Origin of the sequence: Ancylobacter vacuolatus, assembly GCF_030813595.1 — a bacterium.
GTDB classification, from domain to species: domain Bacteria; phylum Pseudomonadota; class Alphaproteobacteria; order Rhizobiales; family Xanthobacteraceae; genus Ancylobacter; species Ancylobacter vacuolatus.
This window is the reverse complement of sequence record NZ_JAUSUH010000001.1, coordinates 74,228-86,722: the sequence shown is the minus strand read 5'-3', so window position 1 is coordinate 86,722 and position 12,495 is coordinate 74,228. Positions and strand designations below refer to the sequence as shown.

General features: G+C 67.7%; 14 protein-coding genes. 6 read left to right on the top strand and 8 right to left on the bottom strand.

The window, feature by feature from the left end:
- The first annotated feature begins 52 nt into the window (after positions 1-52).
- On the top strand, positions 53-385 hold the full coding sequence (locus tag J2S76_RS00425) for an STAS domain-containing protein (protein WP_307056483.1): 333 nt from the start codon (positions 53-55) through the stop codon (positions 383-385).
- A gap of 29 nt (positions 386-414) precedes the next feature.
- Complete coding sequence (locus J2S76_RS00420) at positions 415-837, top strand: ATP-binding protein (RefSeq protein WP_307056481.1); 423 nt, start codon at positions 415-417, stop codon at positions 835-837.
- A gap of 19 nt (positions 838-856) precedes the next feature.
- On the opposite strand, the gene J2S76_RS00415 is transcribed toward J2S76_RS00420, so the two are convergent.
- The 4 genes from J2S76_RS00415 to J2S76_RS00400 all read right to left on the bottom strand — a co-directional run bounded on the left by J2S76_RS00415 (position 857) and on the right by J2S76_RS00400 (position 6,461).
- The gene (locus J2S76_RS00415) at positions 857-2,452 is read right to left on the bottom strand and encodes a Na/Pi cotransporter family protein (protein WP_307056479.1); all 1,596 of its coding nucleotides are present in this window, start codon (positions 2,450-2,452) and stop codon (positions 857-859) included.
- Between the two features lie 137 nt (positions 2,453-2,589).
- Positions 2,590-2,961 (bottom strand): response regulator, encoded by a 372-nt coding sequence (locus J2S76_RS00410; RefSeq protein ID WP_307056477.1) that lies wholly within the window; start codon positions 2,959-2,961, stop codon positions 2,590-2,592.
- A gap of 9 nt (positions 2,962-2,970) precedes the next feature.
- Positions 2,971-5,262 carry a response regulator gene (locus tag J2S76_RS00405; protein ID WP_307056475.1) on the bottom strand — a complete coding sequence of 764 codons (2,292 nt, stop codon included), beginning with the start codon at positions 5,260-5,262 and terminating at the stop codon, positions 2,971-2,973.
- A 20-nt stretch (positions 5,263-5,282) separates the two neighbouring features.
- Positions 5,283-6,461, bottom strand: a complete 1,179-nt coding sequence (locus J2S76_RS00400; protein WP_307056472.1) for a PP2C family protein-serine/threonine phosphatase — start codon at positions 6,459-6,461, stop codon at positions 5,283-5,285.
- A 335-nt stretch (positions 6,462-6,796) separates the two neighbouring features.
- On the opposite strand from J2S76_RS00400, the gene J2S76_RS00395 reads away from it, so the two are divergent.
- A complete protein-coding gene (locus J2S76_RS00395; RefSeq protein WP_244517570.1) occupies positions 6,797-6,991 on the top strand; it encodes a hypothetical protein in 195 nt (64 codons plus the stop codon).
- Between the two features lie 95 nt (positions 6,992-7,086).
- On the opposite strand, the gene thrS is transcribed toward J2S76_RS00395, so the two are convergent.
- On the bottom strand, positions 7,087-9,048 hold the full coding sequence (gene thrS, locus J2S76_RS00390) for a threonine--tRNA ligase (RefSeq protein WP_307056471.1): 1,962 nt from the start codon (positions 9,046-9,048) through the stop codon (positions 7,087-7,089).
- Between the two features lie 42 nt (positions 9,049-9,090).
- Positions 9,091-9,441: a membrane protein insertion efficiency factor YidD gene (gene yidD, locus J2S76_RS00385; RefSeq protein WP_370874671.1), complete on the bottom strand. Its 351-nt coding sequence runs from the start codon at positions 9,439-9,441 to the stop codon at positions 9,091-9,093.
- A 113-nt stretch (positions 9,442-9,554) separates the two neighbouring features.
- On the opposite strand from yidD, the gene J2S76_RS00380 reads away from it, so the two are divergent.
- The gene (locus J2S76_RS00380; RefSeq protein WP_307056469.1) at positions 9,555-10,001 is read left to right on the top strand and encodes a hypothetical protein; all 447 of its coding nucleotides are present in this window, start codon (positions 9,555-9,557) and stop codon (positions 9,999-10,001) included.
- A 4-nt stretch (positions 10,002-10,005) separates the two neighbouring features.
- Here the strand turns inward: J2S76_RS00380 and J2S76_RS00375 are convergent, their stop codons facing one another.
- Positions 10,006-10,458: an iron-sulfur cluster assembly scaffold protein gene (locus J2S76_RS00375; RefSeq protein ID WP_307056467.1), complete on the bottom strand. Its 453-nt coding sequence runs from the start codon at positions 10,456-10,458 to the stop codon at positions 10,006-10,008.
- 255 nt (positions 10,459-10,713) lie between these two features.
- Between J2S76_RS00375 and folE the strand changes: the two genes are divergently transcribed.
- Both folE and hisI read left to right on the top strand, forming a co-directional pair.
- Positions 10,714-11,352, top strand: a complete 639-nt coding sequence (gene folE, locus J2S76_RS00370) for a GTP cyclohydrolase I FolE (RefSeq protein WP_018391294.1) — start codon at positions 10,714-10,716, stop codon at positions 11,350-11,352.
- 22 nt (positions 11,353-11,374) lie between these two features.
- Entirely contained in the window at positions 11,375-11,875 is a 501-nt protein-coding gene (gene hisI, locus J2S76_RS00365) for a phosphoribosyl-AMP cyclohydrolase (RefSeq protein ID WP_307056465.1), read from the top strand.
- Between the two features lie 169 nt (positions 11,876-12,044).
- Here the strand turns inward: hisI and J2S76_RS00360 are convergent, their stop codons facing one another.
- A complete protein-coding gene (locus tag J2S76_RS00360) occupies positions 12,045-12,476 on the bottom strand; it encodes a CBS domain-containing protein (RefSeq protein ID WP_018391296.1) in 432 nt (143 codons plus the stop codon).
- Positions 12,477-12,495: the final 19 nt, after the last annotated feature.

The following is a 12,495-nucleotide window of genomic DNA, read 5'->3' as shown; positions in this document are numbered from 1 at the left end:
AGATTTCCCTCGCCAAGATTTCCCTCGCAAAGCCGAGTTCGGGAGCCAGGCCTTGATACATATCGACCGCATCGTCGCGGGCACCATCGTCGTCACCGCCGTCAAGGGACGGCTCGACAGCAGTTCCTCGCCGAAGCTTGAGGAATTCCTCGCCGGCGCCCCCAGCGAGGGCACCATCCTGCTCGATTTTGCCGAGCTCACCTATATCAGCTCGGCCGGCCTGCGCGTCGTGCTCAAGGCGACCAAGCTGGTCCGCGGGGCCGGCGGCACATTGGCGGTGTGCGGCCTCATCCCGCAGGTGCACGAGGTGTTCGACGTCAGCGGCTTCTCCTCGCTGATCCCGATCCATCCCAGCCGCGAGGCTGCCCTCGCAACCATGACCTGATAGTCCCGGCAAACCCGGCGGAGCGGGCGATGACCGACCACGAGCTCGATCTGCGCCTGCCCAACGATCTGGCCGAGCTCGACGCGCTCAGTTCGCGCATCGAGGCCTTCATGGAGGCGGCCGGCATTGCCACGACCCCGGCCTACCGGCTGCAGCTGGCGGTGGACGAGTTCTTCAACAATGCCGTCGATTACGGCTACCCCGACGGTCGGGCCGGCGAGATCGGCATCGAGGTGCGGCGGGTGGGCGACAAGCTGCACCTGGTCTTCAGCGACGATGGCGACCCGTTCGACCCCTTCGCCGCTCCCGCGCCCGATCTCGACGGCGCGCTGGCGGAGCGGCGCGTTGGCGGGCTGGGCGTGCATCTCGTCCGCACCTTGTGCGACAGCTTCGCCTATGCGCGCGAGAAGGACCGCAACGTGAAGCGCCTCACCTTCGCGCTGGCCGACTAATCGTTCGGGGCGAGCGTGTTCACGCGGCGTGCTGGGCGCGCTGCACCTGCGTCAGGCCGTTCACCAACCGCCGCGCCAGCCAGACGATGCGCTCGAACAGCACCGTCAGGCGGAACAGCGCGTTCTGCTCCTCGGCGGTCAGTTCGCTCTGCGCGGAGAGGCGCTGGCGCAAATCCTCCATCAGCCGGTCGCGATGGCCGAGCAGGGCCAGCACCAGTTCCGGCTCTTCCGCCCCCAGGCTGTCGGCATGGTCGGCCACCGCGCTCAGCAGCAGGTGCAGCGCTTCGTTCAGCCGCTGCGCCGTCGGCACGGCGCGGACAATGGCGGCCTCCTGGGCATAGTCGGCAAGCGCCTCGTGCAGGGCGCCGGCATTGTTCGCGGCGTCGTCGAGCAGCAGTGCCACCGCCACCTGGTCACGAGCCAGCGGGGCGTCGAGCAGCGAGGCGAGATAGGCGCGGGTGGTTTCGGTCAAGGTCGCCCCGGCGGCGCGCAGCACCGCGGCCGAGGGTGCGCCGGGGTCTCCCTCCTCGCGCACATGCTCGATCATCTGCGGCAGCCGCCCACTCAGGCGCGCCACCTCGCGCATGGACAGGTCGAGCGCCGCCTCGGTATCGCCCAGCGCCTCGCGCAGCAGGAAGGCGGGCTGGGACAGCGTCTCGACCGCGTTCATCGGCAGCAGCCGCGCCACGATGCGGCGGGTCGGCCCCTCCACCAGGGCCGAAATCAGCGCGCCGCCGATCTGTGCCGCCAGGAAGATCAGCGCCAGCGCCGCGCCGACATCGCCCTGCCCCGGGTCGACCAGCGCGGTGACCAGATCAGGGCGCCAGGCGAGGACGAGGGCGAGCGCCACCAGCAGCAGCGAGCCGGCGCCCTTCTGCACCACCTGCAGCGCGAACACGACCCGGCCGGGCCGCGTCTCGCCGGGTATCAGCACGGCATTGTTGATCACCCCCGCCGCATTGGCCCCGGCGATCAGCGGCAGCGCCGTGCCGAAATCCAGCAGGCCGCCGCCAACCGCCGCCACCGCCAGCGCCGCCGCCACCGAGGAGGACTGCGCCGCCACCGAGAAGCCGGCGCCGATCAGCGCCAGCAGCCAGGGATTTTCCACCGCCTGCTCCCACCAGGGATGGCCCAGCAGCGCCTCGCGCATCGGGCCGACGGCGACGGAGACCAGATGCATGCCGAACAGCAGAAGCCCGGCACCGAGCGCCGCTTCCAGCACGTTGCGCATGCGGTCGCCGCGCGCCAGGCGGAAATAGGTCATGAAGCCGACGACGCCGATGACGAGTCCGGCAGCGGTCGAGGTATCCACGGCGACGATCAGTGGCAGCAGCGACGTGCCGACATTGGCCCAGCTCGGCGCCAGCAGCGCCGGCCCATCGGTCAGCACACCGCCGCGCACGAAGGAAACGACGATCCACGACACGGCGGTGGAGCTCTGGGTGATCATCCCCGCCAGCGTGCCGCTGAGGGCGGCGCTGACATTGCCGCGCAGCGCGCGGGCAAAGGCGGCGCGGGCCCGTCGCCCGACAAGCGGCACCAGATTGGCGGAGAGGCCGCGTACCCCGATGAAGAACAAGCCCAGCCCGCTGAACATGAGCGCGATGGTCGCCATGGCCTACCTTGCCGTCCGGTTGACTATTGAACGCGCGCGACGATCCGTTTCCTCGCCGCCGGGAGGCGGTACGGGAGCAAGGCGCGGGCCGTTATGAAAGCGTCGCATGACAGAACGGTGACGGCGCGGCGCCCGTTTCATCCCGGAAGACCGAGCCGCGCCTTGATCTTCTCCAGCAAGCGCGGCAGTTCCACCGGCTTGGTGTCGAAATCGTCGCACCCCGCCGCCATCGCCTGCTCGCGGTCCGAAGCCATGGCATGGGCGGTGAGTGCGATGACGGGAATCGCGGCCGTTTCCGGGTTGGCCTTCACCTGCCGCGTCGCCTCCCAGCCATCCAGCACCGGCAGGCTCATATCCATCAGGATCAGCGCCGGCTTTTCGGAAAGGGCGAGGTCCACGCCCTCCTGCCCGTTGACCGCGATCACCACCTCGAAGCCGTTACGGGCGAGGCGCCGCGAGAGCATGTCGCGGTTCATCTCATTGTCCTCGACGAGGAGAATCTTCGTCATCGCGCCCTCTCAATGGCCGTGGCTGGCGATCGTGCCGAGCGCGGCGCCGAGCGAGCCGATCGGCTGCGCGCCCTTGTTCAGGATCAGCAGCGTGTTGCAGGCGAGAAACTCGCGCTCGTCCTCGGTCAGTTCCTTGGCGGTGAGCACGACGATGGGGAGCTCGGCATAGGCCGGCTCGGCCCTCACCCGGGTGAGAAAGGCGAAGCCGTCCATGACAGGCATCATCAGGTCGAGAAGGACCAGGGCGGGCAGCGGGTGGGCGCCCAGCCACTCCAGCGCCTGCTCTCCGTTCGCCACCTCGGCCACCGGCAGGCCGACGCCCTCGATGGTCGAGCGCATGATGGCGCGCACCTGCTCGTCATCATCGACGACGAGCACCACGCCATCCTCATTGCCGGGGGCGAATTTGTGGATCAGCGCGATCAGCCGCTGCCGGTCGATCGGCTTGGTCATGTATTCCGAGGCGCCGAGCGAATAGCCGAGATTGCGGTCGTCGACGATGGTGAGCATGATCACCGGGATATGCGCCAGCGCCGGCTCGGATTTCATGATTCCGAGCACCGACCAGCCGTCGATCTTCGGCATCATCACATCAAGCGTGACGATATCAGGCGGTTCCTTGCGCATGATGTTCAGCGCCTCGACGCCGTCGCGCGCGTGGCGCAGCACATAGCCTTCCTTGCCGAGCGTGGCGGTGAGCACGTCATGCACCGCCGGGTCGTCATCCACCACCAGAACGGTGATCGCCCCGGGCTCGGACGGCACGCCGGGATCGACGATATCGTCCTCTTCCATCTGCGCGCCGGCCACCCGCGCCTCCACCGGCAGCTCGATGGTGAAAGTGGAACCCTTGCCCGCCTCGCTCGCCACCGAAATGGTGCCGCCCAGCATGGCGGCGAAATGCTTGGTGATGGTCAGGCCCAGCCCGGTACCGCCGAAATTGCGGGTGGTGGAGGAATCCGCCTGGGTGAAGGCCTGGAACAGCCGGCCCATCTGCTCCTCGCTCATGCCGATGCCGCTGTCGCTCACGTCGAAGCGCACCGCGCCCGCACCGTCGGCCAGCGTCTCGCGGGCGATGCGCAGCGTCACCGTGCCGTCCTTGGTGAATTTCGCGGCGTTGCTCAGCAGGTTGATCAGGCTCTGCTTCAGCTTGGTGACGTCGGTGCGCAGCGTGCCGATCTCCACCGGGCAGTCGACGACGAAGCTGTTGCCGTTCTTCTGCATCATCGGCCCGACAATGGTCTTCACCTCCTCGACCATGCGGGCCAGGAACACCTGTTCCAGATAGACATCCATGCGCCCCGCCTCGATCTTGGAGAGGTCGAGAATGTCGTTGATCAGCCCCAGAAGATGCTTGCCCGCCGCCTGGATCTTGTCGAGGTCGGCGACCATGGCGCTGTCGCCGGCGTCGGCCGCGTCCTCGGAGAGGATTTCGCTGTAGCCGATGATGGCGTTGAGCGGCGTGCGCAGCTCATGGCTCATATTGGCGAGGAAGGCCGACTTCACCCGGCTGGCCGATTCCGCCGCCTCCTTGGCCTCGCGCAGCTGCTGCTCCATGCGGACCCGGTCGCTGATGTCGACGAAGGTGGCGATCACCGCCGGCGCGCCGCGGAACTCCAGCGGCTCATGCGAGACCATGGTGCAGATGGTCGAGCTGTCGGTGTGCGGCAGGTTGAACTCCCGACGTTCGCTCGACGGCGTGGCCAGGATGTCCGCCAGTTCCTGCCCGCGCGCAGGGTCGGCGAACAGCTCACGCAGCGGGCAGCCGATGAGCGTGCCGGCGTCGCGCCCGATCAGCCGGCCGAAGCAGCCATTGGAATGGCGCACGACCTTGCCCGCCATATCCATGATGAGCAGGCCGATCGGCGCGGCGGCGTCGATGGCGCGCAGTTGCTCCTCATCCTCGCGCAGCTTCATCTCGGCGCGCTTGCGCTCGGTGATGTCGGTGTAGATGGCAATGAAGCCGCCGCCCGGCACCGGGTCGCGCCGCACTTCGAGGACGGTCCCGTCCGGCCGCGTGCGCTCGAAGCGGTGCGGCCTTTCAAGCTGGGCGAGACGCTGGGCGAGCGCTGTGTCGATGTCGACATCGCCGAATTCGCCGCGGGCGCCGAGATAGCGGATATAGTCGGAGAAGGTGTGCTCGGTGCCGAGAAACTCCTCCGGCATGTCGAGATAGTCGCGGAACAGCTGGTTCCAGGTGACGAGACGATGCCGGCCGTCATACATGGCGACGCCCTGCGACATGTTCTCCAGCGTCGCGCGCAGCAGCGTCGCCTCGCTCACCCACTCGTCTTCCGTCATTCCCCAATGTCCCCTGATCGTCACGCCACGCCGGGCGGGTCCAGCGTCAGCAGCAGCGCCGCCATGTCGTCAAAGGCCGGCAGCCCGGCCTCGAAGGCTCGCACCCCTGCCGCGAGGCGCGGCAGCGGCGCCGTCTCCTCGCCGAGCGCGGCCAGAAAATCGCCGACCCGCTCCTCGCCATAGAGCGCGCCGGAATGGTCATGCGCCTCGGTCAGCCCGTCCGTCACCACCAGCAGGCGCTCACCCGGAGCGAGGGAGACGGACGCGGCGCGGAAGACGAAGTCTTCCACCACGCCGAGTGCCGGGCCGCCGGCGGCGGTGAGCCGCGACACCGTGCCATCGACCGCCCGTAGATAAGGCGGCACATGGCCGGCGCGAACAAAGGCGAGGGTGCCGGTGGGCACGTCGAGCACCGCCAGCAGCAGCGTCACGAACATGCAGGACGCGTTGCCGCGCGCCAGCGCGTCGTTCACCAGCCCCGCCGCCCGCGCCGGATCGGCGAAGAGTTCGGCCGCATCCGGACGGGTGCCGAGCGAGCGGAACATGGAATGGGTGCGCGCCATCATCAGCGCCGCGCCCGCCCCCTTGTCGGAGACGTCGCCGATCACCGCCACCATCTTCGTGTCGCCGACGGGGAAAAAATCGACGAGATCGCCGCCCACTTCCTTCGCCGGCTCCAGCAGCACGTCGATGGTGAGACCCCGCCCGCCGAACACACCGGCGAAGGGCGGCGGCACCAGCGCCAGCTGCAGCGTGCGGGCTTCCGTGAGCTCGGCCTGCTTGCGCTTGAGCTCATCGCGGGTGCGGTCGCGCAGCCCCTTCTTCTCCAGCGTGGCAAGCACGCGGGCGCGCAGCAGCGTCGGGTTGAACGGCTTGAAGATGAAATCGTCGGCGCCAAGCTCGATGCAGCGCACGACAGGCTCGATCTCGCTGAGCGCCGAGACGACGATGACGGGCAGATCGTTGATCCGGCCGTCGGCGCGCAGCTGGTCCAGCACGCCGAAACCGTCCAGCTCCGGCATCATGATGTCGAGCAGCACGAGATCGTAGGGCTTGTGGTCGATGGCGGCCAGCGCCTCGATGCCATTGGCGGCCTGGTCGATATGGCTGAAGCCGAGCCGCTTCAGCCGCCGCATCAAGAGGTCCCGGTTTTCCGCGACATCGTCGACCACCAGAATCGACGCATTCTGGTCCGTCATGAGCGCGCTTCCACCGTCTTCTCGACCCCTGCCCCGACGCGGGCAAGGCCGGACTATCCACACAATGCCCGCCCTTAGCAACGCCGCCGGCGGCGCCAAGCAACGACAAAATCTGCCGGTTCCGCCATTCCCGCGCCTCACCCCTATTCCGGTAGGGAGAGGATCGCGATGAGCGCGCGAGGCATGGCGGATCGCCCCGCGCCGCCCTACATAAGGGTGCAAGGGAGGCGCGACGTTCAACGATGAAGATGTTTCGAGCGAGCCTTCTCGCGGCTGCAACGGTCTTAGCTGCCGTCCCCGCCCCGGCCCAGGTCACGACAAAGCCGAGCCCATACATGCCTCAACGCCGTGATTCGGTTCGTCCGAACAGCCAGAACCTGATGCAGGGCCCCTCCTACTGGACGCCCCAGCAGCGCCGGCTCAACGTGCCCGGCGCCACCAGCAATCCCAGCCTGCGGCGCGAGACCGAGCCCTATCCGCCACCGCCGATCCCGACCCCGGTGCGCCCTGCGGAAACGCCGGAGAAGTAGGGGGCGCAGCCACCCCGTGCTGCCCACCCATCGTGCCGTGATCCCGGATCGGCCTGCGGCCGTCCAGGATGACGTTTCTTTAGGGGGTGAAGCCCTCAGTCCCGCAGCGTGTCCGGCGGGCTGGCTTCCGCCACCAGGCTCCCCAGCGCCTCGTCCAGCGTCATCGCGGTCTGGTTGGGCGAGCCGAGGCGGCGGATCGAGACGGTGCGCTCCGCCGCCTCCTTGCGCCCGACCACGACCAGCGCCGGCACCTTGGCCAGCGAGTGCTCGCGCACCTTGTAGTTGATTTTCTCGTTGCGCAGGTCGAGTTCGACACGCAGGCCGCGCTTCTTCGCCAGCGCGACGATCTCCCGCGCATAGTCGTCGCCCTCGGAGGTGATGGTCGCCACCACCGCCTGCACCGGGGCCAGCCAGAGCGGGAAGTGCCCGGCATGGTGCTCGATGAGGATGCCGGTGAAGCGCTCCATCGAGCCGCAAATGGCACGGTGGATCATGACCGGCGTCTTCTTCGAACCATCCGCATCGACATAGAAAGCGCCGAAGCGCTCCGGCAGGTTGAAGTCGACCTGCGTGGTGCCGCACTGCCATTCGCGGCCGATGGCGTCGCGCAGCGTGTACTCGAATTTCGGGCCGTAGAAGGCGCCCTCGCCCGGCAATATGCCGGTCTTGATCTTGCCGCCCGATTCCGCCTCGATCTGGGTCAGCACCCGGCCCATCACGTCTTCGGCGTGGTCCCACACCGCGTCCGAGCCGACGCGCTTCTCCGGCCGGGTGGAGAGCTTGACCACGATCTCCTCGAAGCCGAAATCGGCATAGGTGGAGAGGATCAGCTCGTTGATCTTGAGGCACTCCTCCGCCATCTGCTCCTCGGTGCAGAAGATGTGGGCGTCGTCCTGGGTGAAGCCGCGCACCCGCATAAGACCGTGCAGCGCGCCGGAGGGCTCGTAGCGGTGCACTGCGCCGAATTCGGCGAGACGCATCGGCAGGTCGCGATAGCTCTTCAGACCGTGCTTGAAGATCTGCACATGGCCGGGGCAGTTCATTGGCTTGAGCGCATAGACCCGGTCATTGTCGTCGGTGTCGCCGGCCGGCTGCACCTTGAACATGTTGTCCTTGTACCAGCCCCAATGGCCGGAGGTCTCCCACAGGCTCTTGTCGAGCACCTGCGGCGCGTTCACTTCCGCATAATCGGCTGCAAGGCGCCGGCGCATATAGGAGACGAGGTTCTGGAACAGGTTCCAGCCCTTGGGATGCCAGAACACGACGCCCGGCCCCTCCTCCTGGAAGTGGAACAGGTCCATCTCCCGGCCGAGGCGGCGGTGGTCGCGCTTCTCGGCTTCCTCCAGCTGGAGGATATAGGCGTCGAGTTCCTCGCGGGTGCGCCACGCCGTGCCATAGATGCGGGTGAGCATCTGGTTGTTGCTGTCGCCGCGCCAATAGGCACCGGCCACCTTCATCAGCTTGAAGGCGTCGCCCACCTTGCCGACGCTCGGCATGTGCGGGCCGCGGCAGAGGTCGAACCACTCGCCCTGGCGGTAGATCTTCAGCGCCTGATCGGCGGGAATGGCGTCCACCAGCTCGACCTTGAACGCCTCGCCCTTCTCCTTGAAAACGCGCTTGGTCTCCTCGCGCTCCCACACTTCCTTGGTGAAGGGCGCGTCGCGGGCGATGATCTCGCGCATCTTCTTCTCGATGGCGGCGAAATCGTCCGGGGTGAACGGCTCGTTGCGGAAGAAGTCGTAATAGAAGCCGTTCTCGATCACCGGGCCGATCGTCACCTGGGTGCCCGGCCACAGCGTCTGCACCGCCTCCGCCAGCACATGGGCGGCGTCGTGACGGATGAGCTCAAGCGCTTCCGGGCTCTCGCGGGTGACGAGCTCGAACTTCGCGTCTGATGTAATGGGATCGGAAAGGTCGCTCAGCACGCCGTCGAGCTTCATCGCCAGCGACTTCTTGGCGAGCGACTTGGCGATGGAGGCGGCGACCTCGGTGCCGGTGGTGCCGGAGGCATAGGCTCGGACGGCGCCATCGGGGAAGGTGAGATTGATGTCGGACATGTCGTTTTCTCCTGCCCACTCCTGCGAACCACGCAGGTAGGCTCAACCAAGGTCAGTGTCGCGCGCGCCCTCCGCCTTCGGGGCCCGCGCGTAGCGCCACGGCATATACCACACCGCTTTGGGCGGCAATTCGGCCGGCACCGGCTCGAAGCCCGATCCGCCCCAGGGATGGCAGCGGCAGATACGCCCCGCCGCCATCCAGCCACCCACCCAGGCGCCGTGCGTTTCGATCGCCTCCTCGGCGAATTCCGAACAGGTGGGGAGGTAGCGGCACTGCCGCCCCATGAAGGCGGAGAAGCTGTAGCGGTAGATCAGGATCGGCGCCCGCAGCATGAGCCGAGGTAGTCGCGCCACGAGCGCGGCGGCGCTGATTTTAGCGCGCGGCCCGCTCATTCCCCGCCCCTAACCCGGAACCGTCCGGACTCGGCGGCGTTTCCCCTGTGGAGGGCCGGCACAAATGCCGGCGGCCAGGGGAGCGCGCGATGACGGCAATCAGGTTCTGGACGATGGCGGCGCTGGCCGGCAGTCTCTTCGCGGCGAGCCCCGTGCTTGCTCAGCAACCGCCCGCGCCGCAAGCGCCCGCGCAACAGGCGCCCGCTCAGGAACCGCCCGCGGCGGGGCATGTTTCCCCCGGCCCGGCCGGCGGCACCCAGCCCGAGCCGTCTGCCGCCACCTCTCCGGAAGTCGACCCGGACATGCAGCGCGTCGCCGCCTGCAAGGCCGATGCGCTGACCAAGCTGAAGAAGGCGTCGCCCTCGATCGAGGACATCTATATCGACGTCGATGGCCTCACCATTGCGCAGGCCGAAGGCAAGCTCGGCGCTACGGCGGTCAAGGGCATCATCATGGGCGAAGCCTATATCCAACGCGATCGCTCCGACACCGCAAACCGCTTCCTCTGCCTCACCGGCGAGAAGGACGAGGTGCTTTTCACCTTCTTCACTGAACGCTGAAGCGCTACTCCGCCGCTTCGCTGGCGGCGTTGCGCGCCTCGATCTGGCCCAGCGCATCCACGACGGCGTCGAAGGTCAGCAGCGTCGAGGCGTGGCGCGCCTTGTAGTCGCGCACCGGCTCCAGCACCGCGAGCTCGGCCCAGCGTCCCTGCGGCGGCGGGCCGTTCTCCTTCAGCATCAGCCGCATCGCCTCGCGCACCCCGCGCAGCTCCTCGGCGGTAGAGCCGACGACAAGTGCGCCCATCACCGAGGACGAGGCCTGCCCGAGCGCGCAGGCGCGCACCTCATGGGCGAAATCGGTCACCACGCCGTCGCTTACCGCGAGATCGATGGTCACGGTGGAACCGCAAAGCCGGGAATGCGCCGTTGCCGACGCGTCGGGCGCGGCCAGCCGGCCAAGCCGTGGTATATCGGCGGCGAGTTCCAATATGCGGCGATTATAGACGTCGTTCAGCATGCCGGTTCGATCCGTCCCAAAGGCGGCGTTGATCCCCGCACGGGCGGCTTCCGCCCGATTGCGGCCTGCCCGCACTGGCTTATATAGGTGTGGTGGCCGCCGGGCGAAAGCAACGCGCGCGATCTGCCTTCCAGCAGGCGCGTCGGGCGGTTATGGTTGGTATGATGCTGATCCGTGGCGGGTATTGGCACGTAGGACGAGATTGACCGGGGACGCATCGGCGCCCGGCAGTGAATGCGTCGAACGGAGTTCGTCATGGATGCCGTGCTTAAATCGCTGATGCGCAGCGCCCAGAGCGAGATGGAGGCGTCTGCCGCGCGCCGTCCGACACGGGAGGAGGCGGAGGCCGCCGTTCGCACGCTTATCGCCTGGGCCGGCGACGACCCCGAGCGCGAGGGCCTGCTCGACACGCCCAAGCGTGTCGTGCGCGCCTATGAGGAGCTCTACAGCGGCTACCGGGCGGCGCCGGAATCGATTCTCGACCGCACCTTCGGCGAGATCGGCAATTTCGACGACATGGTGATGGTGCGCGACATCGAGTTCCATTCCCATTGCGAGCACCACATGGTGCCTTTCGTCGGCAAGGCGCACATCGCCTATTTCCCGGTGGAGCGCGTCGTGGGCCTGTCGAAGATCGCCCGTATCGTCGACATCTTCGCCCGTCGGCTGCAGACGCAGGAGCACCTGACGTCGCAGATCATCACCGCGATGGACGAGATCCTTAAGCCGCGCGGCGTCGCCATACTGATCGAGGCCGAGCATATGTGCATGGCCATGCGCGGCGTACGCAAGCAGGGCGCCTCCACCGTCACCACCCAATTCACCGGCGTGTTCCGCGACGATCCGCAGGAGCAGGTTCGCTTCATGAGCCTGCTGCGCGGCATGCGTCCGTGAGCGCGCGTCTGCGCAGGCTCCCGTGACCGATATTTCCTTCGCCCCCCGGGGCAGCAAGGCCGAGATCGAGGAGGGCGAGCGCCTCTCCCCGAAATTCGACGCCGATGGCCTCGTCACCGCCGTAACCGTCGATGCCGATGACGGCACCGTGCTCATGGTCGCGCATATGGATGCGCAGGCGCTGGCACTGACCATCGAGACCGGCATCGCCCATTACTACAGCCGCTCGCGCGGCCGGCTGTGGAAAAAGGGCGAGGAGAGCGGCCACCTGCAGACACTGGTCGAGCTGAGGGTCGATTGCGACCAGGACGCGGTGGTGCTGCGCGTGCGGATGCCGCCTCTCGGGCCCGATGTGCCGGGCGCCGCCTGCCACACTGGGCACCGCTCCTGCTTCTTCCGCTCGGTGCCGCTCGGCGCTGCGCCGTCGCCGGATCTGCGGCTCGCCGTCAATGATGCCGGCCGGCTGTTCGACCCCGCCACGGTCTATGGCGCGCCGAAGAAGACCGACACGCCGCGCTTCTAGCGCCGACACACGCAGGCCGTCATCCCTCCCCGGCGATAGCCGGCCGAGATGGCGCTGTCGGCCGTCGTCCCGGCCGGAGGCGAAGCCGTAGAGCCGGGCGTTGGCCATCCTGCCCGCGATCCCGGATCGGCCTGCGGCCGTCCGGGATGACGCACTTACACGGCCGCGATCACGCCGAGAGGATGTATTCCCGCATGGCGTGGCTCTCGCGCTCCATTTCGGCGAGGCGCTGCTTCACGACGTCGCCAATGGAGATGATGCCGACCAGCTTGCCGCCCTGCACGACAGGCAGATGGCGGAAGCGCCCGGCGGTCATGTGCTCCATGATCTGGTGGACGGTCTCGTTGCCCTCGCAGGTGACGACCCGCGAGGTCATCACCGAGGCGACCGTGTCGTCGAGCCGGCCCGGCCCGTCGAGCCCGACCACGCGCACCACGTCGCGCTCCGACAGGATGCCGACCACGCGGCGCTCGGGGTCCGTCACCACGATGGCGCCAATACGCTTGGCGGCGAGAAGCTCCGTCGCCTCGCGCAGCGTCGCCTCTGGGGCGATCGTCTGAACGTCGAAGCCCTTTTCTTCGAGAATGGTCCGAACCGTCATGCAAGCCTCCTTCCCGGCT